This is a genomic window from Pantoea sp. BL1 (assembly GCF_000963985.1).
Classification (GTDB): domain Bacteria; phylum Pseudomonadota; class Gammaproteobacteria; order Enterobacterales; family Enterobacteriaceae; genus Pantoea; species Pantoea rwandensis_B.
The window spans coordinates 15787-39663 of sequence record NZ_JZRH01000002.1 but is presented as its reverse complement, the minus strand read 5'-3'; the positions used below and the strand labels follow the sequence as shown (position 1 = coordinate 39663).

Genomic DNA, 23877 nt, shown 5'->3' with positions numbered 1-23877 from the left:
AAAGTGTGAATATTAGCTGAATGTCTAGTTGAGTTGACTATTCTTTCATCAGGCGGCGCGAATACTCCGTCGTCTCGCTTTTCACCCTATTGGATGAAAAGGTCTAACCACAGATGCTCAATCCCTGGAGGAAATGATGGCACAACATCGTGGAGGATCTGGTAATTTCGCGGAGGATCGCGAGAGAGCCGCGGAAGCCGGACGTAAAGGCGGCAAAAATAGCGGCGGTAATTTTAGGAACGACCCGCAACGCGCTTCCGAAGCAGGTGAAAAAGGGGGACGCAGTCGCAGCAAGAAGTAATGTGATTGTGTTTGATTCCCCCTCCGCCGGGTTCGCCCGGCGGTAACAAAGATTGCATTTCCCCTCATGGCCAGGCAAAAATGACCGCCAATCGATTATTTTGGTGCGTTATGTCCGCTTTAAGCTCACGTCTCAGCCTGCGTATTACGCGTCAGGAACTTGTCCTTATCTTCATCACCATGGTTTGGGGTGGCACCTTTTTGGTGGTTCACCGGGCGATGGCGCACTCTGGTCCGTTTTTCTTTGTGGGGCTGCGCTTTGCGACGGCATCGCTGTTGCTGGCCTTCTTCTTTCGTCGCTACCTGAAACACATGACATGGCTCGAAGTTAAGGCCGGTGCGTTGATAGGACTGGCGATTGCAGGTGGCTACGGCTTACAAACCTGGGGAATGCAAACCATTTCCAGCAGTCAGTCGGCGTTTTTAACGGCGCTGTATGTGCCGGTGGTGCCATTGCTGCAATGGATATTTCTGCGCCGCCCACCTGGATTAATGGCATGGATTGGCATCATGCTGGCGTTCACCGGTTTAGTGCTGGTGGCCGGGCCACAAGATGGCAGCCTGACATTAAACGCCGGTGAAATAGCCACATTGCTCAGTACGCTGGCCATCGCGGCTGAAATCATTCTGATTAGCCGCTTTGCCGGGCAGGTAGATGTGCGTCGTGTGACGCTGATTCAGCTGATGGTCGCATCGGCCTGTGCCTTTGTCTTAATGATCCCTAACGGCGAGTCGGTCCCAACAATCTCAACGCCATTGCTGTTGAGTGCACTGGGGCTAGGTGCGGCCAGTGCGTTGATTCAGGTGACAATGAACTGGGCGCAGCGCAGCGTGTCGCCGACACGTGCCACAGTGATTTACGCCGGTGAACCGGTCTGGGCAGGGGTGGTAGGGCGTATTGCGGGTGAACGTTTACCGGCCGCCGCCCTGTTGGGTGGTGCGCTGATCGTCTGTGGGGTCATCGTCAGCGAGCTACGACTTCGCCGCAAGAAAGCGGTGCCTGAGCAGGCACCGCTGGAGCCTTAAGGTTGCTGTCGTGCCGCCTGGTTTGCCAGTGCGGCACCACGACGTTTGAGGATCGCGTTAAGAATGATGGCACCGAAAGTTGCTGTGCCAATTCCCCCAATGGTGAAACTGCCGATCTTCAAAGCGAAATCGCCAGCGCCCAGCACTAAGGTGGTGGCCACCATGATTAAATTGCCGTTCTGACTGAAATCAACGTTGTTTTGCACCCAGATTCGCGCACCTGCCACGGCAATCAAGCCAAATACCACAATAGAGGCACCGCCAATCACCGGGCCGGGAATGGTATGGATCAAGGCACCAAACTTCGGTGAAAAGCCGAGTATCAGCGCAATCACTGCTGCCCCGACAAACGCCAGTGTCGAATAGACTTTGGTGACCGCCATGACGCCGATATTCTCTGCGTAAGTTGTCACGCCGCTACCTCCCATCGAACCTGACAGCATGGTGGCGAGGCCATCCCCGACAAACGCACGCCCCATCCAGGGATCAAGATTGCGCCCCGTCATACCGGCAACGGCTTTAATATGCCCAAGGTTTTCAGCCACCAGAATGATGGCGACAGGGGCAATCATCACTATCGCCTGCATATCAAACACCGGTGCGGTGGTGTGCGGTAAACCAAACCAGGGCGCATTGGCGACACCGCTAAAATCGACCGGCTTGCCGAGGCCAAACACATTGGTGAGCAAGGCGTAGATCGCCCAGGCGACAATCAGGCCAACCAGAATCAGTAAGCGCTGAACCAGACCGCGAGTGAAGACCGCGACCACGCCGATGCATAACACCGTCATCACCGCCATCCAGCTGTCAAACATCGATGCAGAGACACCGTGCACGGCGATCGGAGCCAGATTAAGGCCAATCGCCATCACCACTGCACCGGTGACGACAGGCGGCATCAGGCGTTCAATCCAACCCGTACCGACTTTCATCACAATCAGGCCAATCAGGGTATAGAGTGCGCCACACGCAATGACCCCGCCCAGCGCCAGGGCCAGATTAGGGTTCAATCCCTGGCCGTTAAATCCGGTCACCGCGATAATGACCCCAACAAAGGCGGCGCTGGATCCGAGATAACTGGGGACGCGGCCGCCGGTCACAACAAAAAACAGCAGCGTGCCGATGCCAGAAACCAGAATCGCCAGATTGGGGTCCAGTCCCATCAGCAACGGCATCAATACCGTTGCGCCAAACATTGCTACAGCATGCTGCAAGCCCAGCACAAATGTCTGCCCAAACGGCAGGGTTTCATCCGGTGCAATCAGCCCATCTTCGGTCATGGCTGACTTTTTCTGCCAGCGGGGGAACCAGGAATTCGCCATCGTTTTCTCCAGGGTAGCGGTGGAACCGGGCCGCGCAGAGCGGCGTTAGCGGGCGTCCTGCCGTAAAAGGTGATGATATCCACGGTCAAACCACGCCAGGCCATGGGAATCATCGTTACGTACCAGCGCCAGCGCTTCACACATCAAAACGTCGTGTGTGCCAACAGTGACCACCTGGGTGATTTTGCAATCAAACGACACGGTGGCGCCCTCCAGCAGCGGTGAACCGCTGGCCAGCGTGTGCCAGTTAGCTGCAGCAAAACGCTGATCCATCGGCGTTTTACCACCAAACAGCGTAGAAAGATCCTCATGACCGGCTGCCAGGGTGTTGACGCACAGATAGCCATTATCCCGAAAGGTCGGCCAGACCGATGCCGAACGATTCAGACACACCAGCAAAGTAGGCGGCGTATCCGTCACGCTGCAGACAGCAGATGCGGTGAATCCGGCGCGACCCGCCGGACCGTCGGTGGTGATGATATTCACCGCAGCACCCAATCGTGCCATGGCATGGCGAAAAGCATCGCGGTCAACATTGGGCGGCAGCGGCAATTCATGCACACTCATGATTCAACTCCTCTGTTCAACTTGCGGCACGCTGTGCCGGTGCAGCGGTTTCGGCCAACCATTGCAGCAGCAGTGCGTTGAAGTTATCGGCATCGGTCACGCTCATTGCATGTCCACCCCACGGCATCTCAATCAGACTGCTGTCAGGCAACGCCTGGGCCAGCAGTGGCGAGCAGCTCCACGGCACCAGTAGATCGTCCTGGCTACAGATGGCTAACACCGGTTGCTGAATCCGCGCCGCATGGGCACGAAAATCACAGTTCATTAATGCATGTAATCGACGTAGCAGATTCTCCATACCCTGAAAATGAGCCACGTGATGAGCATCTTCAGCCGTGATACGCGCCTGATGGCGCGCCAGCCATTCAGCCGGATAGAGGAACAGCGGCTGCGCCCGTACAAAGGCTTCAACGCCCACGTTGAGCAGGAGATCCTGCCGCACCTGGAAGCAGCGTTGCGTATGAGGATCCAGCGACAGCCAGCCATTAATCACCACGATGCGGCCGACACGGTTGGGATAATCCAGGGCCAGCTGCAGGCCAATCAGGCCACCCAGCGCGTGGCCAATAATGTCGTAATAGTGAATGTCATGTTGCGCCAGTCGTTCAGCCAGTTCGGCGGCCATCATCGCCATGCTGTAGCCTTCAGGCAGCGTATCGGCACTGCGACCGGTACCGCGCTGATCGTAAGTCACCACCCGATAATGGGGAGTGAGCGCCGCCAGCTGGGGTTGCCAAAAGCCCGCCACGCCACCCAGGCCGGACGACAGCACCAGCGTTGGCGCGTCGGCAGCGGTTAAACCATGAATCTCAAGGTGCATTACGCCTCCTGGGGACCGATGTGCGCGACGCTGGCAATTTCAATCAGCGCATCTGGTTTAACCAATCCGCACTGAATGCAAAAGCGTGCTGGCTTGTCGCCGGGGAAATACTCGGCATAAACCTGGTTAATCGCGGCGTAGTTGCTCCAGTCGGTGAGGAATATAGAGTTGAAAGTGACATCACTCATCTTGCCACCGGCGGTCTCGATCACCTTTTTAATGGTTTCCAGCACGTGGCGGGTTTGTGCCGCTGCATCGCCGACGTGGACCACATTGTTACTGGCATCGAACGGTAGCGTGCCTGACACGTAAACCACGCCATCGGCCAGCGTTCCCGGCACAAAGGGCGCAATCGGGGTGCCGCTACCGGCAGGGATAATCACACTTTTAGGCATCGTCGCAGTTCCTTATCGTTATGGTTTTGCAGGTGAGATTGGCCTTAAGCCTTCAGGGCTTCACAAAAGGTGTCTGTGTCACTGACCCAGCCAAAGAAGGTTTCGATGTTGAAAATCGCCGCCTGCTGAGCAAACGGCGGTCCGGCCTGATAAGTGGCGTCTTCCAGCACCACGCCAAAATATTCGAGGAAGAAGCCATCACGCAGCGTGGATTCGACACACACGTTGGTGGCAATGCCGGTGAACACCAGATGGCGGATACCGCGGCTGCGCAGCATGCTGTCGAGTGGGGTATTGAAGAAGCCACTGTAGCGCGGTTTAGGCAGCACGATGTCTCCTGCCTGCGGCACCAGTTCATCCACCAGCGCATAATCCCAGCCGCCTTTCGACAGCAGCGTGCCCTGTAACTCCGGGCGCTTACGCATGGTTTTCAGTGCATTCGACTTATGGAAGTTAGGCGAGCCAGCATCACCCGCTTCGATGTACTGGTCGTCCCAGCCGTTCTGGAACCAGATAATCTGCATGCCAGCGGCGCGTGCCGCGGTGACCGCCTGATGGATTTTGGTGATCACGGGTTTGGTGGCGGAGACATCAAAACCGGCAAGATCCAGATAACCCCCTTCGGTGGCATAGGCGTTTTGCATATCCACGACGATCAAGGCACTTTGCGCCGGCGGCAGTGCGATAGCTTCTGGCCGGGCGGGCAGGGTGATATTGGGCAAACTCGACGTATGGGCACAGGTTACGGTACTCATCAGGCAACCTCCTTCTGCGAAGTGATAACGTTTTGACGACACTGCATTAATGGCTGGATACGCTCACCGAAATCTTCAATGCCTTGCAGGAAGTCATCAAAGGTGAGTAAGACGCCCTGCGTGCCGTCGACCTCAGCCACTTCATCCAACATTCGTGCCACATTGGCGTATGAACCCACCAGGGTGCCCATATTGATGTTGACGGCTGAGGTGGGATCGGCCATCTGACGCACGTTGGTATCGCTACCCGATTTGGTGTCCTGCTGGCTTTGCGTGGTGAGCCAGGCAAGCGCTTCTTCATCGGCACCTGCTTTGTAATGCTCCCATTTGGCACGCGCGGCCTCATCGCTTTCGGCGGCGATGATCATAAACAGCACGTAAGAGCCGACATCGCGCCCGGCGTGATCCGCTGCGGCTTTCATGCGGCTGGCGGTCGGGGCGAAAGCGGTGGGCGTGTTGACCCCTTTGCCGAAGCAGAAGTTGTAATCGGCATGCTGCGCGGAGAATGCCATACCGGCATCGCTCTGTCCGGCGCAGATCACCTTCATCGGTTTCTGCGGTTGCGGGCTGACGCGGCAGTCGTTCATGGTGAAAAATTCACCCTTGAAGTCACTCTGACCGCTGCCCCATAAATCGCGCAGCACGGTGACGTACTCGGTGAGGTATTGGTAACGGCTGGAGAAGTACTCATCACCCGGCCACAATCCCATCTGTTCGTATTCGGGTTTCTGCCAGCCGGTGACCAGATTGACGCCGAAACGGCCATTGGAAATCGAATCGATGGTGGCGGCCATACGCGCCACAATTGCTGGGGGCAGCGTCAGCGTGGCTGCCGTGGCATAGATCTCAATCCGTGAGGTCACCGCCGCGAGCCCCGCCATCAGGGTGAAGGATTCGAGGTTGTGATCCCAGAATTCGGTTTTACCTCCGAAGCCGCGCAGTTTGATCATCGAGAGCGCAAAGTCGAAGTGATAGTGCTCGGCCTTCAGCACAATCTCTTTATTCAGTTCAAAAGTCGGTTTGTACTGCGGCGCATGGGTGGAGATGAGCCAGCCATTGTTGCCAATCGGGATAAATACGCCAATTTTCATGTGAAACCTCTCTGCATTGAACGGGCATTGCTTTACGCGCTGCACTGCTTCCTGCACGCATCCTGCGAGCGGCGCTCAGTCATAAAATTGCAAAGCCTGTGCCACATTTTTAAATGCCTTATACAACAATGTGTTAAAAACTATTGAAGAATGAAAGTAGAGCGGTTGGTCTAAATCAGACCGTTTGGTCAAAACTTTTTGCACGTTTTTCATGCGCACAGTGGTCAAAAAAGGTGCAGGGCGAGCGATTAGGCAGGAAAGAGGGGCTTTGTTATGATGCGGACAGGCAGGATTGAAGAGGTAACAGTGTGAAAAGCGATGAAAAACAACCGGGCCGACGTTCACGTGCCGTTGCCGCAAAACGGGCTGCGATACTGGAAGCGGCGTTAAGCTTCTTCTCGCAGTTCGGTATTCACGGTACCAGCCTCGATAAAGTGGCAGAGCGTGCCGATGTCTCCAAGACCAATTTGCTTTACTACTATCCCTCAAAAGAGGTGCTGTATATCGCGGTTCTGAAAGAGATCCTTGATGTATGGCTGGCACCACTGCGCGCACTGCGCCACGATCAGGACCCACTGACCGCTATTCGGAAATATATCCGTCTTAAGCTGGAGGTGTCGCGCGATCACCCACAGGCCTCGCGCTTGTTCTGTCTCGAGATGCTACAAGGTGCCCCTTTACTCAAAGGTGAACTGGCCGGGGATCTAAAAGCGCTGGTGGATGAGAAGGCGGCGATCATCGAGCAGTGGATTGCGGAAGGGCGGTTAGCCGGTGTGCAACCCCAGCATCTGTTTTTCCTGCTGTGGGCCACCACGCAACACTACGCGGATTTTGCTTCACAGGTTGAAGCGATCACCGGCCAGACGCTGAACGATCCTGCGTTTTTTGAACAAACGCTGGAGAATGTACAGCGCATGATAATTGAAGGGATCCGCGTGCGTTGATCCCGCTTTAGCCAGGAGAGTGCATGGATTCGCTATCACAATTGACGTTGGGCGCGGCGGTCACCGTTGCGGTGATGGGCAAACGCGTGCCGTTATGGCAATCGGCGCTGGTGGGGGCGATTGCCGGCACCTTGCCCGATCTTGATGTGTTTATCGATCATGGCGATGCGATTCGCAATATGACGCTGCATCGTACTGAGAGCCATGCGCTGATATGGCTCACGTTAGTTGCGCCCCTGCTGGCCTGGCTGATCGCAGGTGCAACACGCAGTCGCTCCCACTGGCGCGGTTGGTGTCTGGCAATTTGGCTGGCCCTGATTACGCATCCATTGCTCGATCTGACAACGGTGTACGGCACGCAACTGGGGTTGCCGTTTACCGATTTCCCCTACGCGATTGGCAGCATGTACATCATCGATCCGTTGTATACCCTGCCATTGCTGATTGCGCTCGGGGTGGCGTTATGGCGGCGTGATGGCGTAGGGCTGCGCTGGAATCAGGCGGGCTTGCTGATCAGTACGCTGTATCTCGGCTGGAGCATGGTGGTGCAGGGCGTGGCGACGCAGCATATCAATCGTGATTTGACTGATCAATCCATCAAGCCGCAGCAGGTGCTGGTGACGCCAACGGCGTTTAATACCCTGGTGTGGCGAACCGTGATTATGACCCCCGATCGTTACGGTGAAGCCTATTGGTCACTGCTGTCACCCGATCGTGCACTGGAAATTCATTGGCATCCGCGCAACCCGCAATTGTTCGATGCGTTTAAAGGCGACTGGTATGCCGAGCGAGTGGCGTGGTTCAGCCATGGTTTTTACGCCATGCGCCAGCAGGATGAAGATACCTTGATTTCGGATTTAAGGATGGGGGAAGCGCCCAATTACACCTTCAGCTTCAATCTGGGATCGGCACATGTTCCCGAACCGGCACCGGAAAGGGAGCCTTCGGTACGGCCTTCACTGGCGCAGGCATGGCATAAATTACGCGAAAGGTTATAAAAAAAGCCCCGAGCATTCGGGGCTTTTTTTCGGCAGGGCTATCAGGCTTTACGACGACGTAACAACCAGCCCATAGTGAGAATGACGAACCACAGCGGCGTGACCATCAACGCCTGGCGAGTATCATCTTGCAAGGTCAGCAGGACAATGACAAAGGCGAAGAACGCCATGCACACCCAGCACATCAGCTTGCCCAGCGGCATCTTGAACTTCGACTCAGCATGACGTTGTGGATGCTGTTTGCGGTAAGCCAGATAGCTGCACAGGATGATGGTCCAGACGAACATAAACAGAATCGCCGATACCGTTGTAACCATGGTGAATACCGTCATCACATCGGGAATCAGGTAAATCAGCGCCACGCCGCACAGCAGGCAGAAGCAGGAGAAAAACAGCCCGGTGGTGGGAACCGCGCGTGCCGACAGGCGGCCAAACGCTTTGTGTGCCACGCCTTGTTCTGACAGACCGTACAGCATACGGCTGGTGGAGAAAATGCCGCTGTTGGCGGATGATGCAGCAGAAGTCAGCACCACGAAGTTCACGATGCTGGCGGCGGCGGGTAATCCGATCAGCACAAACATCTCAACGAAGGGGCTGCGGTCTGGCATCACCTGATTCCACGGCGTCACCGCCATGATCACCAGCAACGCCAGAACGTAAAACATAATGATGCGCAACGGAATGGCGTTAATCGCGCGTGGCAACACCTTGTGCGGATCTTTGGTTTCTGCTGCGGCTGTTCCCACTAACTCAATGCCGACGAAGGCAAATACCGCAATCTGGAAGCCAGCAAAGAAGCCGCTCAATCCTTTCGGGAACATACCGCCATGATCCCAGATATTGCTCAGGGCCGCGGCGCTGCCGTTAGGCGAAGGATAATGCATGCTGACCAGCACGATGCCGGTCACGATCAGAGCAACAATCGCCACGATTTTAATAATCGCGAACCAGAATTCCATTTCGCCAAACAATTTCACCGTTGCGATATTGAGCGCCAGGAACACAAATATACACAGCAGCGCACTCATCCAGATGGAAAAGTCGGGGAACCAGAGTTGGAAATAGGCACTAATGGCCACGACATCAGCAATGCCCGTTACCACCCAACAGAACCAGTAAGTCCAGCCGGTAAAATATCCCGCCCATGGCCCGAGTAAGTCGGCAGCAAAATCGCTGAATGATTTATATTCAAGATTTGAGAGCAGCAGTTCGCCCATAGCGCGCATGACGAAAAACAGCATAAAACCGATGATCATATAAACGAAAATGATCGAGGGGCCGGCCAGGCTGATGGTTTTACCTGAGCCCATAAACAACCCGGTGCCGATCGCGCCACCGATAGCAATCAGTTGGATATGGCGGTTATGCAGATTACGCTGGAGCTTATCGGGCTGTTCGGCCTCGATAAGCGCCTCTTTGGATTGATCAACCATAAATATATCTTTCCTGTTTTGATGTTGTGTCAGCTCTACTGGCTGTTAGATAACGTGCCGTTTGATAGGCAAGTGGCATAAGATAGTGGAAAGGTTGCAACTCTCGGTAATTGTTTTTTTACAATTGTGACCTTTTACGGGGTTTCCTCTGTCAGTAAATATTTACATGGCATAATCCACGGTACATTTGCGTAAATCTTCAGCAATTAAGCCTTTTCTGCGTTATCTCCCCATTTTGCCACCTACACTTACGTCTTCTTTTTATGAGTAAACGTGAGGTGTGATGCGCGCATTATTAGCGATTGTTCTGTTGGCATTATGTGGCTGGTGGAGTTTGCCGTGGCTGAAAACGCATTTGCCGCCGCAGTGGAATCCGTTTACGCCGCTGTCGGTCACTGACCCACAAGGATGGATGATGCGCTACAAATTGCAGCGCCTGAGTCACGATCCTGCGGCCTGTATGGCGGTGATGCAGCGAGCCAGTCAGCAGGGATGGGTAGAATTTCGCGCGGTGCCAGCACTGAAAGGTGATTGCCCTATTGAACAACCTTTGCGCGTGAGTGGTTTTGGTGAAGTGACATTGAGCAGCAGCTTTCTTGCCAGTTGCCCCATGGCAGTGAGCAGCACAATCTATGTCGTCAACAGCACTCACGCCTTGCAGCAGGCAGGTATCAACAGCCCGATTCGGCACATCAGCCACGTCGGCAGTTACGCCTGTCGAAATATCTATCATCGCCAGCAGGGGCGTTTAAGCGAGCATGCAACAGCAGATGCATGGGATGTGACAGGGTTTCAGCTTGCGGATGGACGCTGGCTGCAGGTGGCAAAAAACTGGCATCAACCTGAGGATGCGGCTGCAGGGCTCCGCGCTTTATGGCAAAACGGCTGTGCGACCTTTGGCAATGCGTTAGGACCGGATTACAACGCCGCGCATGCCGGACATTTTCACCTGGGCATGCGCGGCGGCGGATACTGTCGTTAGTTAGACGGCGGGGTTAAGCCCTCGTTTTATCAGGAAATGATTAGCGGGCCAGGAGAATAGAAAACCGATGATCATGGCCAGTTGTAACATAAACCAGAAAGCGACCAGCAACGGATTGATTTGCTGGTTGAGAACAAATTTTAGTGCCAGTGCCATAAAGATAAAAATACCTAATTGATAAATCAGCAGGGGAAACGTTTCGGTTTTTAATGCTAATAATAACGCCCGGCCAAATGAACGTTTTTCACGTTGGCGAATCGCCAGGAACTGGAAAAATAAACCCACCACCAGAGAAACTATCAAGCAAATAATTGCCTGCATCCAAAGCGTTGGCATAATGGCGAACTGATTTAGCAAGGTGATTATTGGTAGGGTCATTATGTCGCCAAATATACAGGCCGCAGCAGATAATGAGGTGGAAATAAATATTGTTTGCCAGCTGGCATTACTCTGAATTTTCTGTGGAACCAGCAGCGCAAGTTTTACCTGACGTGAAGGTTTACGGCCCAGATACCACCAGGCTAACCATCCGATGAACGGCATATAGAGGCCGGTCAGCGGCCAGATGATATTCATGATGGCCACCGGATGCGGGTGACGGAAAAGATCTTTTAAGATCATCAGCGCTGTACAACCGCCCAGTACAAGGAAAGGTAATGCCAGTTGGTTCATCATAGTCAGCCCCGTTATGATGCTCGAATACGCATGACAATGCGCCAGTATGCATGAGGGCGCAACGTCTTCCCCTGAAAAGTCCACAGCGTCATCACCCGTACATCCTCTAAGCGTAGCTGGAAAAGAGGGTGACGGAAATCACGTTATACCGCTCACCACAGAAATCACTGGGATTAAGAATGAGCCGAATAGGCGTCGTCCCACAAATACCGCTATTACCCTCAGTAGCCGCTTTCAAAGTGAGTGATTTTAGTTAATGACGATGCTAAAAATTTATCAATCTAATGATGATTTTCGATGAATAGGGTGATTGAAACTCCTTCGGAAAAATCCTATTCTAATCAGGAAAGAGGATTAAAGTTGTGAAGCTGTTGGCAAAATGTATCTGCTTTCAGTTCCCCATAATGGTAACGCATTGACAACAGGATGGTTATGATTGTTACCCCGCGGGCTGCTCTCATTTCAATCAATATTTTTTCTCAAGTTAATTTATTTTTTGTGTTAATCAGAACGAATAACAAGTTAAAGCGTGAAACAACGCTGAGGCAATAATGACGACCGATAATTATTTCGTCTGGCGTGGCGAAACTGAAAATGAATTTCAGGCGCTGACGGAAGTGATTCAAGTAAAAACGCTATTACAAAAACACATTGAAGCGATGGGTTTCGATTCATTCGCTTTCCTCGTTCAACATCCCGTGCCTTTTACCCGGCCGCGCGTGTTTTTGTTCAGTACTTACCCGGAAAGCTGGGTTAAGCGCTATGAAAGCGAAAATTATTATGCTGTCGATCCGGTGCTGTTACTTTGTCAGCGGCCGGGACGAGGCGTGGAATGGACACGGGATTTGTTTACCGGTGCCGGTAATTTATGGGCTGAAGCGAATGCGGCAGGGCTTAACAGCGGCTTTTCTTGTTCGGCAATGGCGCCAAATCGTGCCATTGGTATATTATCTATAGCATCATCGCTTCACAGTCAGACTCAACACTTACGCGTTCAGCTAGAGGTGAAACTGCACCTTCTGGCGGAACTGAGTTTGCGCGTGCTGGAGCGGCTAAATGATAGTTCAATGGCGGTTTTATCTAATGATTTTAGCCAACGCGAACTGGAAATTTTGAAATGGACGGCAGAAGGAAAAACTTCTGCGGAAATTTCACTGATTTTAGCGATTTCAGAACATACGGTGAATTTTCACCAAAAGAATATGCAAAAGCGTTTTAATGTTTCCAATAAAACGCAGATTGCGTGTTATGCGGCGGCAATTGGCCTGATATAGCAAAAAGGCAACTACTAATTTTAGTAGTTCCCACTCTTTAGTCAGTTGTCTACCCTGCGCCGGAACTTTGCCAGGCTGGCGCAAAGAAATCATTGCAAACATGGGGATGTCAGGGGCGCATGATGAAAGTAATTCAAACACAGCTTAAGGATATGCCGTCCTCTCTGTTGGCAGAATTAGGAACATATCGCTATAGCGTTTTTGCGCGGGGTGAAGGTTGGTCTATCCCGCCGCGCTTAAGTACGCCTGGGCAGGAGTATGATCGCTTTGATCGCTCCGATGTCACCTGGATGATCGCCTGGAATGCGCGCCAGGGGATCTGCGGCTGTGCACGTTTGTTGCCCTGGCATGAACCAGAAGTGCCTGAAGGCATGGTGCTGCCGTTCGATCAGGAAAAAGTCTGGGAAATGTCACGCTTTTCGGCACGCCTTGAGGTGGATGCAGAACTGCCACTGACGATTTTGTGGCATGCGGTGCAGTTGGCGGAACTCAGCGGTATGGAGTACCTGATCAGCTCAGCAACGCCGATGCTGGAAAAAATGTTTGAGCAGCACCATGTCGTGTACGAACCTTTATCACCTGGTTTGATTCAATCTGAGGATAATCTGTTTGCCATTCGTATTCCGGTTCATCAGCCGGCACTGGCGGACAAGTATCGCGGCACACGTCGGTTTAGTCCCGAAGAGGTGCTGCCGTCACTGGGTGTTTCAGTGAACTGGCAGTCGCACAGTTGACCACCCCGCGCATCGCGCGGGGCTTCACCGCTTACTGACGGTAGGCGGTTTTAATCTGACGAATGGTGTTGCTGAACACCTCCGCCTGCGGCTTATCCGCTAACGCGCTTTGCACATAGCGCTCCATGTTAATAATAACCTTACCGGCATCCGCCTGGCCCATCCCTTTCAGAATCAGCGTCACCATCATTTTCAGGCAAGCCACTTCGTCGGCCAGTGCCTGGGTATCCCGCGATGTTGAAAAGTCTTCATCACTCATCTTTGACTCCTTGGTGGTGTTACTGAATGTAGACACAATATCTGTGTGTAAAAAACAGAGTATATCATATGGTTGAATGAGGAATTTATCCCAGGCGAAGCGGTGGAGATTAAACCAACATTAAATGGACGTTTGCGTTATTAACAGGCAGGGAAAATCAGGCGTTGAAGTTATTTTTATTTACTAAAGCCCAGCGGTCAATGAAAAGAGCATAAATTATAACATAATGATATTAGTCACAATTTCACATTTTAATTCTTGCATGCTAGTGCGTTTCACTCAAAAGATATCTGGGAATGAGCTCAATTTGATATGTATCATTTCATTTGGGATTTATCTGCGTAACCAGATGTTTTTTCCCCGGCAAACCCGGTAAGATGGCCCTCCTGAAATATATTTTTCCCCTCACTAACCTGCGGAGTACGTCCCGTTGATCAGTCTGCTTCTTGTTGATGACCATGAACTGGTACGCGCCGGTATTCGCCGCATACTGGAAGATATGAAGGGATTGGTAATTGCCGGGGAAGTGGCTTGTGGTGAAGACGCGGTGAAATGGTGCCGCAGCAATCCGGTTGACGTGGTGCTGATGGACATGAATATGCCGGGCATCGGCGGTCTGGAAGCCACGCGAAAAATTGTGCGCTTCAATCCTGACATCCGCATTATTATGCTGACCATCCATACAGAAAATCCGCTGCCGGCAAAAGTGATGCAAGCCGGTGCGGCGGGTTATCTGAGCAAAGGTGCGGCCCCGCAGGAAGTGGTGAGTGCGATTCGTTCAGTGCATTCAGGTCAGCGCTATATCGCATCAGATATTGCGCAGCAAATGGCGCTTAGCCAAATCGAGCCGCAAAAAGCCGAATCGCCCTTTAGCTGTTTGTCGGAAAGGGAATTGCAGATTATGCTGATGATCACCCGAGGGCAAAAGGTGACGGAAATTTCCGAGCAGCTTAATCTCAGCCCGAAAACCGTTAACAGTTACCGTTATCGCATGTTCAGTAAGTTGAACATCAGTGGCGACGTAGAGTTAACGCATCTGGCCATTCGACATGGTCTCTATAATGCGGAGCCGTTAATCAGTAGTGAGTGACGTTTTCAATTCCAAAGCCTTTCTCAGCACCGTGACCAGTCAGCCCGGCGTCTACCGCATGTATGACGCGACAGGCACGGTGATCTATGTCGGTAAAGCGAAAGACCTCAAAAAGCGCCTGACCAGTTATTTCCGCACTCAGGTGGGCAGTCGAAAAACCGAAGTTCTGGTCAGTAACATCCAAAACATCGACGTGACGGTGACGCATACCGAAACCGAAGCTTTGCTGCTTGAACACAATTACATCAAGCTCTATCAGCCTCGCTATAACGTGCTGCTGCGTGATGATAAATCCTATCCCTATATATTCCTGAGTGCAGACGCGCATCCGCGACTGGCGATGCATCGTGGTGCCAAACACGCGAAAGGGGAATATTTTGGGCCTTTCCCTAATGGCTATGCGGTGCGTGAAACCCTGGCGCTGTTGCAGAAAGTGTTCCCGATTCGACAGTGTGAAAACAGTGTTTATCGCAACCGCTCTCGCCCCTGTTTGCAATATCAGATTGGCCGTTGCCTTGGGCCGTGCGTAGCGGGTTTGGTCAGCGAAGATGAGTATGCGCAGCAAACGGACTACGTGCGGCTGTTTCTTGCCGGTAAAGATGATCAAGTGATCAACCAACTGGTCAAACGCATGGAAGAGGCCAGCTATGGATTGCGCTTCGAAGAAGCGGCGCGTCTGCGCGATCAGATTCAGGCGGTACGACGCGTCACCGAGAAGCAGTTTGTCTCCAATCAGGGCGATGACCTTGATGTGATGGGGGTGGCATTCGACGCCGGTATGGCTTGCCTGCACGTGCTGTTTATTCGGCAGGGCAAAGTGCTGGGCAGCCGCAGTTACTTCCCGAAAGTGCCAGCCGATACCGATCTCACCGAAGTGGTGCAAACCTTTGTCGGTCAGTTTTATCTGCAGGGCAGCGAAGCACGCACTTTGCCTGCTGATATTCTGCTGGACTTTAGCCTGCCTGAACGCGAGTTGCTGGCCGATTCTTTGAGTGAATTGGCCGGCCGCAAGGTCAATATTCAAAGTAAACCACGCGGCGATCGGGCACGCTACCTTAAACTGGCGCGCACCAACGCTGCCACCGCGTTGACCACTAAACTGTCTCAGCACTCCACTATTCAGCAGCGACTGGCGGCGCTGGCAGTCTTTCTCGAACTCGACAGCATCAAGCGCATGGAGTGTTTCGATATCAGTCACACCATGGGTGAGCAGACGATAGCTTCGTGTGTGGTCTTTAACCGCGATGGACCGCTGCGTTCAGATTACCGCCGCTATAACATTGAAGGCATCACGCCTGGCGATGATTACGCCGCGATGAACCAGGTATTACGTCGTCGTTATGGTAAAGCGCTGGAAGAGGACAAAATCCCTGATGTCATCATCATCGATGGCGGTAAAGGCCAGTTGGCGCAGGCGAAACAGGTGTTCGCAGAGCTGGATGTGCCCTGGGATAAAGATCGTCCCATTTTGCTGGGCGTGGCAAAAGGCACTGACCGTAAAGCGGGTCTGGAAACGCTGTTCTTTGAAGCGGAAGGCGAGGGCGTTTCGTTGCCGCCAGACTCGCCTGCACTGCATGTGATTCAACATATTCGTGATGACTCTCACAATCATGCAATTTCGGGGCACCGGAAAAAACGTGCGAAAGTGAAGAACACCAGTGCACTTGAAAGCATTGAAGGGGTCGGGCCAAAACGGCGTCAACAGCTGCTTAAGTATATGGGGGGCCTGCAACCCCTGATGAATGCCAGCGTGGATGAGATTGCTAAAGTGCCGGGGATTTCCTTCGCGCTGGCGGAAAAAATCTACCACTCGCTGAAACACTAGCATTGAAACAGGGGGGGCAATGTAGGAACATACGTTAAATTCTACTCACACCAGACAGTTACTGGCATATGCAATTTAACATTCCGACGTGTCTTACCCTGTTTCGAGTTGTACTGATTCCATTCTTTGTGCTGGCATTTTATCTGCCTTTTCAATGGGCACCTTTTGCCACAGCATTGATCTTTGTGGTTGCCGCCGTGACTGACTGGTTTGATGGTTTTCTTGCCCGCCGCTGGAAGCAAACCACGCGTTTTGGCGCTTTCCTCGATCCTGTAGCTGACAAAGTGATGGTGGCCATTGCGTTGGTACTGGTTGCCGAGTATTTCCACGCCTGGTGGATTACCTTACCGGCAGCGACCATGATTGCGCGCGAAATTATCATCTCAGCCTTACGTGAGTGGATGGCGGAGATTGGTAAGCGCAGCAGCGTAGCGGTTTCCTGGATTGGCAAAGTGAAAACTACGGCGCAGATGTTCTCTCTGTTCGCCTTGCTGTGGCGCCCAGACGCTGCGGTGGTGGGGGTGGGTGTCGTAGCGCTGTATATCGCCGCGGTGCTGACCTTCTGGTCAATGTTCCAGTATTTGAGCGCCGCACGCGGTGATTTGCTCGATAGCTGATCGATGCGATTTAAAAAGCAGCAAACGGACGCACTGTGTGGATAATTCTATTGACTCATTGCGTCAGATAAGTAGAATGCATCGCATCGAACGGCAGCGAGTCTGCAAGAAGCTGAGTAAAATCAGCGAGTTCGGTGAATTAAAGAATCAAGTATTTCAGTTTTCAGCAAGGCGGCGACTGAACGAACCACAGAGAGCTTACTTCAGTAAGTGACCTGTGTGAATGAAGGAAGCTAACGCAGCAGTAAAGTGAAAGACGAAGATTATGCGGGAATAGCTCAGTTGGTAGAGCACGACCTTGCCAAGGTCGGGGTCGCGAGTTCGAGTCTCGTTTCCCGCTCCAAATTTAGTCGTTTGTTGCTGACAGATGACACATCAGAATAAAGGCGCGTTGGCAGAGTGGCCATGCAACGGATTGCAAATCCGTCTACCTCGGTTCGACTCCGGGACGCGCCTCCAATTTACACCCTGCCCGGGTGGTGAAATCGGTAGACACAAGGGATTTAAAATCCCTCGGCTTATGGCTGTGCGGGTTCAAGTCCCGCCCCGGGTACCATATTTAGTAGTCGCTAAAACCAAATAAAATCAAAGCAATATGCAGTAATGTCGTAACCGCCCAAGGGCGGTTTTTTTGTGTCTTCAGTTCTCTTCATAATATGACTTCATAATATCAAACGCTCTTTTTCTGCCCACCGACAATCGGAACGACAACGATCTTGCGGTCGTATGCTGCGGTTTGTTCGACGTTCTTATGCCCGGTGATGGCTCTCTTCTCATAAAGATCACCCTCAAGGTCTGATACCCCTTTTGCTTTCAGATCGTGGAAGGTGAAATCAAAAAGCAGTTCTGGAAATTTAATGCGAGCCTCTTCACGGGCTGCGCTCCAACGACTGTTAAAACCATCGCGCGTATAGCCTGAACCGTTCGGCTGGTGGATGATGAATATACTGCTCATGCCTGGCTTTAGGTTTAGCTCTGCTGCCATGCTGATTACAGTAGTCAGGCGAGGGGACCAGCCCTTAATTTGCGCTACGCTTGTTTTGCTCTGTTTAATCAAAATCCCTTCTTCCATGATTTGGCTCTTTTTCATGGAAAGAACATCTGCTTGTCTGGCACAGCATAAATACGCCAACTCCATTGCCACCTTCACAATATCTGGCGCACACGAATATAGCGCCTGATATTCCGCATCTGTGACGTAGCGGTCGCGAGAATCCTCTTTGAACTTCTTAACGCCCTTTGAAGGATTACCCTTCACCATGCCGCGCTCATATACCCAGCGATACATACGGGAAATAAACGCTTTCTCACGTTTAGCCGATTACATGGAAATATGTCAGGCCATCTGCGCTTACGCGGAGCGGGCTGCAGAGAAGTTACGCGAAGAACGCCAGTTCTGCTGTCAGGTAGCGGTTTTTGTTCGCACCAGTCTGCACGCTGTTAATGGAATTTATTATGGCAACCAGGCTATGGGCAATTTACAAACGCCATCAAACGACAACCGAGACATTATCCGGGTGGCTATGGAGATGCTGGGTCGTATCTGGCTCGATAACCGACGTTATATGAAAGCAGGGGTTATGCTTGGCGATTTCTTCAGCCAGGGGGTATTACAACTCAATCTTTTTGACGAACACAAACCACAGGCCAATAGCGAGGCGCTGATGCGCGTTGTAGACGGCCTCAATCAAAGCGGGAAGGGAAAACTATGGTTCGCAGGACAGGGCACTCAGAAAGCGTGGGCAATGAAGCGGGAAAGGTTGTCGCCGGCATATACCACTCGAATTTCGGACCTGTGAGTGGCGAGATGACACTGCCGGTGCAGAAGGTGCTTGCGACCAGCACGACCTGTTACCTTGTGGAATGGAAGGGGCGCAGCTGCATCGTTGATGAGAAACGGCGGCCAAAGAATGGTGATGCTGTCTTGCCGGATTTGTCAGGCATGTACGAATGGGGGCACACCTATATGCATCCGCGTCGAATCATCACCGATGAAGGCCAGACTCTGGAAGATGATTTGCTTGAGGATGTGGCCGTTGTGGGAGTGGTGACGCATGAAGTGACTGCGATACATGAGCAGGACGGGTCGCCAATTTAAAGTTTTCAAAAAAGCCCGGAGCAATGGGTTCCGGGCGGCAAAAGTTTTGCCTGTAATTGATGGCGTCCCATTGGGAAACGGGAACCGATTGAGAATAGTATTACCCTTAGAAATAGCCAGCGCACGCTTAAAAAAAAGCACAGGATGCCCTTGAGTTCAGCCTGTGCGGAGAGTTCAGCGTAATCTTTTATAGTTTTTCTTGGCCTGCCGTGATGGGTCGAATCATCACAGCATGGGACTCCAGTGTGCTTGCATCAGAAACACAACTACTACTAGCAAAACCGTAGTGATACCTGGCAGCAAAAGATAACGCATTCTCGCCTCCACGTTTTCGACAGTACCACTTCAAATCTAGTCTATTCACGCAAAAAAGCCCGCGCTGCGAGTGAGATGAAGCGCGGGCAATCTTTGGGGGAAACTTTCGTACCTTCTGGTTTCATACATAATGCGCTTTGCCACAGATAAAGATGTGATCAGTACCGCTTAGGCACAAAAAAACCCGCACAAAGGCGGGTAAAAATTCGTTCAATGGGAAATTCTCTTTCGTAAAACATCACGTTAGCTGTGTGTATCACGTCGCTATAATAGCAACAATTGAGGTGTTGATCACAAAATGATCGATGATAAGAATTTACTGAGGGGAGTAGCGAATTTCGTTCCGTTTCGATAGTGATGATTTCACAACATAAAAAAGCCCGGTAGTGTTGGCGTCCGGGCTGCACAATGGGTGCGAATCATGATCAATCAGAGTTTGTCGATAGTACAGGGAAGTAGAAGCGACATTCTGATCATAGGATGGCATCAAGTAAAAGCTAGCGAAGCGGCGGATATAATTTTCAGAATAAAATCGTTGGGAAGTCGTAAGAATGAAGGATTAATTAAGGGGGGAATGCTGGAGATGGAAAAGGATGTAAGGCTGGCGGCTGAAAGGAAAAATAAAAAGCCCGGATGAGTCCAATCAGCCGGGCCAGGCACAATACTGTGCCTAACATTTCCAATGAGTTAGTGGTCAACATCACAGGGAATCGAAGTGACAATTTGATGATAGGCGGACTTTAAATAAACGCTAGCGAAGCGGCAGTTAGGGCCGGAAAAGCTTCATAATATCAGGACAACAATGCTCGCAAGCCGTTGATAGATGGAGTGTGCTTACTGAGCTTATTTATGAAAATATTGTTCAAGACGATGTTATCAATAACAAAAGTGACCGATTTAAAATCCCTCGGCTTATGGCTGTGCGGGTTCAAGTCCCGCCTCGGGTACCATATTTAGTAGTCGCTAAAACCAAATAAAACTAAAGCAATATGCAGTAATGTCGTGACCGCCCAAGGGCGGTTTTTTGTGCCTGCGATTGACTTGATAATATCAATTCTTAATATCTATCCTTGATATCAACTGCCCGTTACAATTGCTCATCTGCTCATCTGCTCATCTGCTCATCTGCTCATCTGCTCATCTGCTCATCTGCTCATCTGCTCATCTGCTCATCTGCTCATCTGCTTTGGGCGCGATAAGCCTCAGGCTTGCGGTTGCCCTACGGGACCTTTACTCATCGGGCCGCCCGGAACAGGCTGCTCTGTGGGCACGTTCGGACGACCATCAGGCCCAATTGGCCTGTCGGATTGCTGGCAACCCATCAGCGAGATCAGACAAGTGAGAATCAGCATTCCACCGAATAAACTCTTCATTAATCACGTCCTTTATTTGGGCAACCGAGCGTTGCTTCCTAAGCGTAGTCGATATATCGCTGACGAAAGCCCATAAAAAAGCTGCCATCTCGTTGGAGATGGCAGCTGAGAGAAAAATCAATCTGGACGAAGTGACTCAAACTCACTTCACTGAAATCATCACCCCAGATTACCGCTCAGGCGATCGCGGAAATCGCTACTGCGGTTATCCAGCCCGATGACGGTGACTGTCGCACCGTGACGTTGATAGCGGTATTCAATGGCATCCAGTGCCGCGACGCTGGATGCATCCCAGATTTGTGCATGCGTCAGGTCAATGGTGACAACTTTTGGATCGTGTCCGTAATCGAAATGTTCGAACAAATCATTGCTGCTGCCAAAGAACAGCGGGCCGCGTACCGTGTAATAGACCTGTTCACCGTCATCGCTTAACTTGCGTTCAGCATGGATAACATGGGCAATACGACGTGCAAACAGCATCATGGCGAGGATCACGCCAATCAACACGCCGAGCGCCAGGTTGCCTGTCCAAACGGTGACCACGACTGTCAGGGCCATCACCGAGGTTTCTGACCACGGCATACGTTTTAGCGTGGCGGGTTGCAGGCTGTGCCAGTTAACGGTTTTCACCGCGACCACCATCATGATTGCCGCGAGGACCACCATAGGAATCTGCGCCATGATCTGACTCAGTCCGGTGACCAGCAGCAGCAGCACAATACCTGCCGCAACGGTTGAGATGCGCGTGCGTGCTTTGCCCAGCTCAACGTTAACAATGGTTTGACCGATCATGGCACAGCCAGCTATGCCGCCATAAAAACCGGCCAAAATATTACCGACGCCCAGTGCCCAGGACTCGCGGCGCTTACCCGAAGGTGTGTCGGTGATATCGTCCACCAGCTTGGCGGTGAGCAGAGATTCCATCAAACCCACGAAGGCGATACTCAAAGCGGTAGGCCAGACAATCAGCAACGTCTGTAAATTAAACGGCACCAGCAGCGTGGTGAATCCTGGCAAGCCTGAACTCATTGGCCCTTCATCGCCGACGTTAGGCACGCGATAACCCAGCAACAACGCCACCCCGGTGACGACGACAATGGCGACCAGCGGTGACGGGACGCTTTTCAGGATTTTGGGTAACAGCAGCACAATCGCCAGAGTCACGGCAAACAGCACCCACACTAATCCCGATTGCCCCCAGACGTGGGGAACCTGCGCGAAGAAAATCAGAATGCCCAACGCATTCACAAAGCCCAGCATCACTGAACGCGGAATGTAGCGCATCATGCGGGACAGCCCGGCAAGACCAAAAATAATCTGAATAATACCGCCGAGGATTACCGCAGGAAGAATGTATTCAACCCCATGCGCGTGCACCATCGGTCCAATCACCAGTGCCACCGATCCCGCTGCAGCCGTGACCATGGCCGGGCGTCCACCTAAAATCGACAAGGTCAGACACAGCACCACCGAGGCGACCAGACTCACTTTGGGATCGACACCCGCTATAACAGAGAAGGAGATCACTTCTGGGATCAGTGCCAGAGCGGTAATCACCCCAGCCAGACACTCACGGGTAAGCAGCGCAGGCGAGCGTAAAACGCTGCCCACGGTAATATCGTTCGCCGCAGGGGCGTGTTCTGTAGATGGGCTCATAAATGTGCAGGCTCTTTTACTATTTTGCGCATACCGTCACGGCATGGCAGCAACCAGTTGGACACTAAACGCGGATGATGTTAGCGGGCATTGAGGGATGAAGCTAGCGGGAGAACGAAGAAGAGAGTGATTCCGTCCCTGGAATCCGGTATTACACCGAGAGATCGTCAGGCGTTTTGTTAACCACCAGTTCGAGAAGATGACGATAAATATCCAGTTGGATCACATCACTTTCCATCTCAAGGCGATTAATCAGCGAAGCGATGATGGCTTTATTGGTGACCGGCATGCCGGCTTGCAGGATTTCAGCGATGATCTGCCCGAAAACTTCCATCTCGGTGCTGTCGCTGTTACCGGCGAGTTTAAAATAGTCAGCGATAGCGTCACTGCTGGTGGCGGCGTTTTGCATGTATGAAGCCCTTCAGATCGGTCTGATGGCAACCTGGCCTTCAGTTCCATGATGAAAAAACTTACGCGCGGACAGGCGCGTAAGACCCAAACTCATCAACCAACGCAAAAAAGACACCTCTGAAGGTGGAAATCCAAAAACACCTTCAGAGGCGACGCAAAGTGCATCATTCGTTACGGAGCCAGTCGCTGGCTCACGGGAAGTAAACTTATACAATGAAGCCTAACTTGTACAATGATATTTTTAAGGAATTTGTGCTTATTGTTGTTTATCAATTAGTTGATAAATTTGACTAACGGGAAACTTATACAAAATAGCTGTACAGGAATAGGCTTTAACGCAGGCTGTATCAGTTTGAGAACAAAGTGGAAGGGCTGAGGCGCGCGAACTACAGTGCTAATGTAAGCAAACTTTTCATCAGGCTGACACTTTGTTTATAATAACGCACTTGTCTAGTTAGGTATCTAATCATTAGGCTACTACGTTTTGAGTGACTATCCGCAACCTTTTTCGCGTTTATTACATCTTACGGCACATGCATGGCGGCTGGCGGTCGATCGTCGCCTGAAAGAGAGTGACTTAAGTATGAGCAGCTGGATGGCCATCGCGACAGTGGCCACGGCCACGGAGCCGCCGACCCAGAAAGCGCTGGCGCAACTGTTGGGATTAGAAGAAGCAAGCGTGGTGCCACTGGTCGATCGACTGGTAAAACAGCAGCTACTGGCGCGCGTTCAGCCGAAAGAGGATCGCCGTAAACGCCTGCTGGTGTTGACTGAGCAGGGCAGCGTGGCGTTTGCCGAAGTGAAAACCCAGGCAGACAGCTTGCGTGCACAGTTGCTGGCAGACATCGATCCTGACGCACTGGCGGTGACCGAGAAGGTGCTGCAACAGCTGCTGGCTCGATTGGGAAGTATTTAAT

At 52.0% G+C, this 23877-nt stretch carries 25 protein-coding genes, 3 tRNA genes and 2 pseudogenes; 17 read left to right on the top strand and 13 right to left on the bottom strand.

The features are described 5' to 3' along the window. Positions 1-136: 136 nt before the first annotated feature. Complete coding sequence (locus VH86_RS01425; protein WP_071845623.1) at positions 137-301, top strand: general stress protein; 165 nt, start codon at positions 137-139, stop codon at positions 299-301. Between the two features lie 110 nt (positions 302-411). Then, positions 412-1326, top strand: coding sequence for a DMT family transporter (locus VH86_RS01420; protein WP_045831658.1), 915 nt, complete (start codon positions 412-414; stop codon positions 1324-1326). Here VH86_RS01420 and rutG read toward each other — a convergent pair. From rutG to rutA, 6 genes are read right to left on the bottom strand one after another with little or no spacing between them, the layout of a single operon-like run. Continuing rightward, positions 1323-2648 carry a pyrimidine utilization transport protein G gene (rutG, locus tag VH86_RS01415; RefSeq protein WP_045831657.1) on the bottom strand — a complete coding sequence of 442 codons (1326 nt, stop codon included), beginning with the start codon at positions 2646-2648 and terminating at the stop codon, positions 1323-1325. The two genes, VH86_RS01420 and rutG, sit on opposite strands and share 4 nt — an antisense overlap. 45 nt (positions 2649-2693) lie before the next feature. Further along, positions 2694-3215 (bottom strand): NADH-dependent FMN reductase RutF, encoded by a 522-nt coding sequence (rutF, locus tag VH86_RS01410; RefSeq protein WP_045831656.1) that lies wholly within the window; start codon positions 3213-3215, stop codon positions 2694-2696. A 16-nt stretch (positions 3216-3231) separates the two neighbouring features. After that, entirely contained in the window at positions 3232-4035 is an 804-nt protein-coding gene (gene rutD / locus VH86_RS01405) for a pyrimidine utilization protein D (protein ID WP_045816233.1), read from the bottom strand. Then, a complete protein-coding gene (rutC, locus tag VH86_RS01400) occupies positions 4035-4430 on the bottom strand; it encodes a pyrimidine utilization protein C (protein WP_038647719.1) in 396 nt (131 codons plus the stop codon). The genes rutD and rutC overlap by 1 nt, the downstream gene beginning before the upstream one ends. A gap of 44 nt (positions 4431-4474) precedes the next feature. After that, positions 4475-5185, bottom strand: coding sequence for a pyrimidine utilization protein B (gene rutB / locus VH86_RS01395; RefSeq protein ID WP_045831655.1), 711 nt, complete (start codon positions 5183-5185; stop codon positions 4475-4477). Beyond that, a complete protein-coding gene (gene rutA, locus VH86_RS01390; protein WP_045831654.1) occupies positions 5185-6276 on the bottom strand; it encodes a pyrimidine utilization protein A in 1092 nt (363 codons plus the stop codon). Before rutA ends, rutB begins: the two co-directional genes overlap by 1 nt. 308 nt (positions 6277-6584) lie before the next feature. Here rutA and rutR point away from each other — a divergent pair, with 308 nt between their 5' ends. Both rutR and VH86_RS01380 read left to right on the top strand, forming a co-directional pair. After that, positions 6585-7220: an HTH-type transcriptional regulator RutR gene (gene rutR, locus VH86_RS01385; RefSeq protein ID WP_045816229.1), complete on the top strand. Its 636-nt coding sequence runs from the start codon at positions 6585-6587 to the stop codon at positions 7218-7220. A gap of 23 nt (positions 7221-7243) precedes the next feature. Then, a complete protein-coding gene (locus VH86_RS01380; RefSeq protein WP_045831653.1) occupies positions 7244-8218 on the top strand; it encodes a metal-dependent hydrolase in 975 nt (324 codons plus the stop codon). Between the two features lie 41 nt (positions 8219-8259). On the opposite strand, the gene cycA is transcribed toward VH86_RS01380, so the two are convergent. Next, positions 8260-9651, bottom strand: a complete 1392-nt coding sequence (gene cycA / locus VH86_RS01375) for a D-serine/D-alanine/glycine transporter (RefSeq protein WP_038647711.1) — start codon at positions 9649-9651, stop codon at positions 8260-8262. A 283-nt stretch (positions 9652-9934) separates the two neighbouring features. On the opposite strand from cycA, the gene VH86_RS01370 reads away from it, so the two are divergent. Beyond that, a complete protein-coding gene (locus VH86_RS01370; RefSeq protein WP_045831652.1) occupies positions 9935-10633 on the top strand; it encodes an extensin family protein in 699 nt (232 codons plus the stop codon). Here the strand turns inward: VH86_RS01370 and VH86_RS01365 are convergent, their stop codons facing one another. Beyond that, positions 10634-11308, bottom strand: coding sequence for a DUF4396 domain-containing protein (locus tag VH86_RS01365; protein WP_045831651.1), 675 nt, complete (start codon positions 11306-11308; stop codon positions 10634-10636). A gap of 551 nt (positions 11309-11859) precedes the next feature. On the opposite strand from VH86_RS01365, the gene sdiA reads away from it, so the two are divergent. Both sdiA and VH86_RS01355 read left to right on the top strand, forming a co-directional pair. Further along, on the top strand, positions 11860-12582 hold the full coding sequence (sdiA, locus tag VH86_RS01360; RefSeq protein WP_034820310.1) for a transcriptional regulator SdiA: 723 nt from the start codon (positions 11860-11862) through the stop codon (positions 12580-12582). A gap of 122 nt (positions 12583-12704) precedes the next feature. After that, the gene (locus VH86_RS01355; protein WP_034820307.1) at positions 12705-13316 is read left to right on the top strand and encodes an acyl-homoserine-lactone synthase; all 612 of its coding nucleotides are present in this window, start codon (positions 12705-12707) and stop codon (positions 13314-13316) included. A 31-nt stretch (positions 13317-13347) separates the two neighbouring features. Here the strand turns inward: VH86_RS01355 and VH86_RS01350 are convergent, their stop codons facing one another. Then, the gene (locus VH86_RS01350; RefSeq protein WP_034820303.1) at positions 13348-13575 is read right to left on the bottom strand and encodes a DUF2594 family protein; all 228 of its coding nucleotides are present in this window, start codon (positions 13573-13575) and stop codon (positions 13348-13350) included. A 430-nt stretch (positions 13576-14005) separates the two neighbouring features. Here VH86_RS01350 and uvrY point away from each other — a divergent pair, with 430 nt between their 5' ends. From uvrY to VH86_RS01320, 6 genes are all read left to right on the top strand, one after another. After that, complete coding sequence (gene uvrY / locus VH86_RS01345; protein WP_034820300.1) at positions 14006-14665, top strand: UvrY/SirA/GacA family response regulator transcription factor; 660 nt, start codon at positions 14006-14008, stop codon at positions 14663-14665. Next, a complete protein-coding gene (gene uvrC, locus VH86_RS01340) occupies positions 14658-16490 on the top strand; it encodes an excinuclease ABC subunit UvrC (RefSeq protein WP_045831650.1) in 1833 nt (610 codons plus the stop codon). Before uvrY ends, uvrC begins: the two co-directional genes overlap by 8 nt. A 68-nt stretch (positions 16491-16558) precedes the next feature. Beyond that, positions 16559-17107, top strand: a complete 549-nt coding sequence (pgsA, locus tag VH86_RS01335) for a CDP-diacylglycerol--glycerol-3-phosphate 3-phosphatidyltransferase (RefSeq protein WP_045831649.1) — start codon at positions 16559-16561, stop codon at positions 17105-17107. A gap of 267 nt (positions 17108-17374) precedes the next feature. Further along, positions 17375-17450 (top strand) — tRNA-Gly (locus VH86_RS01330). 42 nt (positions 17451-17492) lie between these two features. Continuing rightward, positions 17493-17566: transfer RNA gene (locus VH86_RS01325), tRNA-Cys, on the top strand. An 11-nt stretch (positions 17567-17577) separates the two neighbouring features. Next, a tRNA-Leu gene (locus VH86_RS01320) sits at positions 17578-17663 on the top strand. Between the two features lie 114 nt (positions 17664-17777). Here the strand turns inward: VH86_RS01320 and VH86_RS01315 are convergent. Then, positions 17778-18425 (bottom strand): annotated as a pseudogene (locus VH86_RS01315) (tyrosine-type recombinase/integrase); the annotation flags it as partial. Here VH86_RS01315 and VH86_RS01310 point away from each other — a divergent pair. From VH86_RS01310 to VH86_RS01300, 3 genes and pseudogenes are all read left to right on the top strand, one after another. Then, a pseudogene (locus VH86_RS01310) lies at positions 18415-18906 on the top strand (DUF4113 domain-containing protein); the annotation flags it as partial. The pseudogenes VH86_RS01315 and VH86_RS01310 sit on opposite strands and share 11 nt — an antisense overlap. Before the next feature lie 8 nt (positions 18907-18914). Continuing rightward, positions 18915-19205, top strand: a complete 291-nt coding sequence (locus VH86_RS01305) for a hypothetical protein (protein ID WP_156150541.1) — start codon at positions 18915-18917, stop codon at positions 19203-19205. 736 nt (positions 19206-19941) lie between these two features. Next, positions 19942-20157, top strand: coding sequence for a hypothetical protein (locus VH86_RS01300; RefSeq protein WP_045831647.1), 216 nt, complete (start codon positions 19942-19944; stop codon positions 20155-20157). A gap of 565 nt (positions 20158-20722) precedes the next feature. On the opposite strand, the gene VH86_RS25855 is transcribed toward VH86_RS01300, so the two are convergent. From VH86_RS25855 to VH86_RS01290, 3 genes are all read right to left on the bottom strand, one after another. Further along, on the bottom strand, positions 20723-20893 hold the full coding sequence (locus VH86_RS25855; RefSeq protein ID WP_197080180.1) for a hypothetical protein: 171 nt from the start codon (positions 20891-20893) through the stop codon (positions 20723-20725). Positions 20894-21052: 159 nt separating this feature from the next. Further along, a complete protein-coding gene (locus VH86_RS01295) occupies positions 21053-22549 on the bottom strand; it encodes a SulP family inorganic anion transporter (protein WP_045831646.1) in 1497 nt (498 codons plus the stop codon). Positions 22550-22700: 151 nt separating this feature from the next. Then, the gene (locus VH86_RS01290) at positions 22701-22958 is read right to left on the bottom strand and encodes a biofilm/acid-resistance regulator YmgB/AriR (RefSeq protein WP_034820289.1); all 258 of its coding nucleotides are present in this window, start codon (positions 22956-22958) and stop codon (positions 22701-22703) included. Between the two features lie 486 nt (positions 22959-23444). Between VH86_RS01290 and VH86_RS01285 the strand changes: the two genes are divergently transcribed. Then, positions 23445-23876 carry a MarR family winged helix-turn-helix transcriptional regulator gene (locus VH86_RS01285; protein ID WP_045831645.1) on the top strand — a complete coding sequence of 144 codons (432 nt, stop codon included), beginning with the start codon at positions 23445-23447 and terminating at the stop codon, positions 23874-23876. Position 23877: the final 1 nt, after the last annotated feature.

Bases quoted from the DNA above. Each gene is read 5' to 3' on its own strand.
- VH86_RS01380 (WP_045831653.1), top strand. From the start codon at position 7,244: ATGGATTCGCTATCACAATTGACGTTGGGCGCGGCGGTCACCGTTGCG.
- rutA (WP_045831654.1), bottom strand. From the start codon at position 6,276: ATGAAAATTGGCGTATTTATCCCGATTGGCAACAATGGCTGGCTCATC.
- sdiA (WP_034820310.1), top strand. From the start codon at position 11,860: ATGACGACCGATAATTATTTCGTCTGGCGTGGCGAAACTGAAAATGAA.
- VH86_RS01300 (WP_045831647.1), top strand. From the start codon at position 19,942: ATGATCAATCAGAGTTTGTCGATAGTACAGGGAAGTAGAAGCGACATT.
- rutF (WP_045831656.1), bottom strand. From the start codon at position 3,215: ATGAGTGTGCATGAATTGCCGCTGCCGCCCAATGTTGACCGCGATGCT.
- rutB (WP_045831655.1), bottom strand. From the start codon at position 5,185: ATGAGTACCGTAACCTGTGCCCATACGTCGAGTTTGCCCAATATCACC.
- rutD (WP_045816233.1), bottom strand. From the start codon at position 4,035: ATGCACCTTGAGATTCATGGTTTAACCGCTGCCGACGCGCCAACGCTG.
- VH86_RS01370 (WP_045831652.1), top strand. From the start codon at position 9,935: ATGCGCGCATTATTAGCGATTGTTCTGTTGGCATTATGTGGCTGGTGG.
- cycA (WP_038647711.1), bottom strand. From the start codon at position 9,651: ATGGTTGATCAATCCAAAGAGGCGCTTATCGAGGCCGAACAGCCCGAT.
- VH86_RS01295 (WP_045831646.1), bottom strand. From the start codon at position 22,549: ATGAGCCCATCTACAGAACACGCCCCTGCGGCGAACGATATTACCGTG.
- VH86_RS01355 (WP_034820307.1), top strand. From the start codon at position 12,705: ATGAAAGTAATTCAAACACAGCTTAAGGATATGCCGTCCTCTCTGTTG.
- VH86_RS01350 (WP_034820303.1), bottom strand. From the start codon at position 13,575: ATGAGTGATGAAGACTTTTCAACATCGCGGGATACCCAGGCACTGGCC.
- pgsA (WP_045831649.1), top strand. From the start codon at position 16,559: ATGCAATTTAACATTCCGACGTGTCTTACCCTGTTTCGAGTTGTACTG.
- rutC (WP_038647719.1), bottom strand. From the start codon at position 4,430: ATGCCTAAAAGTGTGATTATCCCTGCCGGTAGCGGCACCCCGATTGCG.
- VH86_RS01425 (WP_071845623.1), top strand. From the start codon at position 137: ATGGCACAACATCGTGGAGGATCTGGTAATTTCGCGGAGGATCGCGAG.
- VH86_RS25855 (WP_197080180.1), bottom strand. From the start codon at position 20,893: ATGAAGAGTTTATTCGGTGGAATGCTGATTCTCACTTGTCTGATCTCG.
- VH86_RS01365 (WP_045831651.1), bottom strand. From the start codon at position 11,308: ATGATGAACCAACTGGCATTACCTTTCCTTGTACTGGGCGGTTGTACA.
- VH86_RS01420 (WP_045831658.1), top strand. From the start codon at position 412: ATGTCCGCTTTAAGCTCACGTCTCAGCCTGCGTATTACGCGTCAGGAA.
- VH86_RS01305 (WP_156150541.1), top strand. From the start codon at position 18,915: ATGACACTGCCGGTGCAGAAGGTGCTTGCGACCAGCACGACCTGTTAC.
- rutG (WP_045831657.1), bottom strand. From the start codon at position 2,648: ATGGCGAATTCCTGGTTCCCCCGCTGGCAGAAAAAGTCAGCCATGACC.
- VH86_RS01290 (WP_034820289.1), bottom strand. From the start codon at position 22,958: ATGCAAAACGCCGCCACCAGCAGTGACGCTATCGCTGACTATTTTAAA.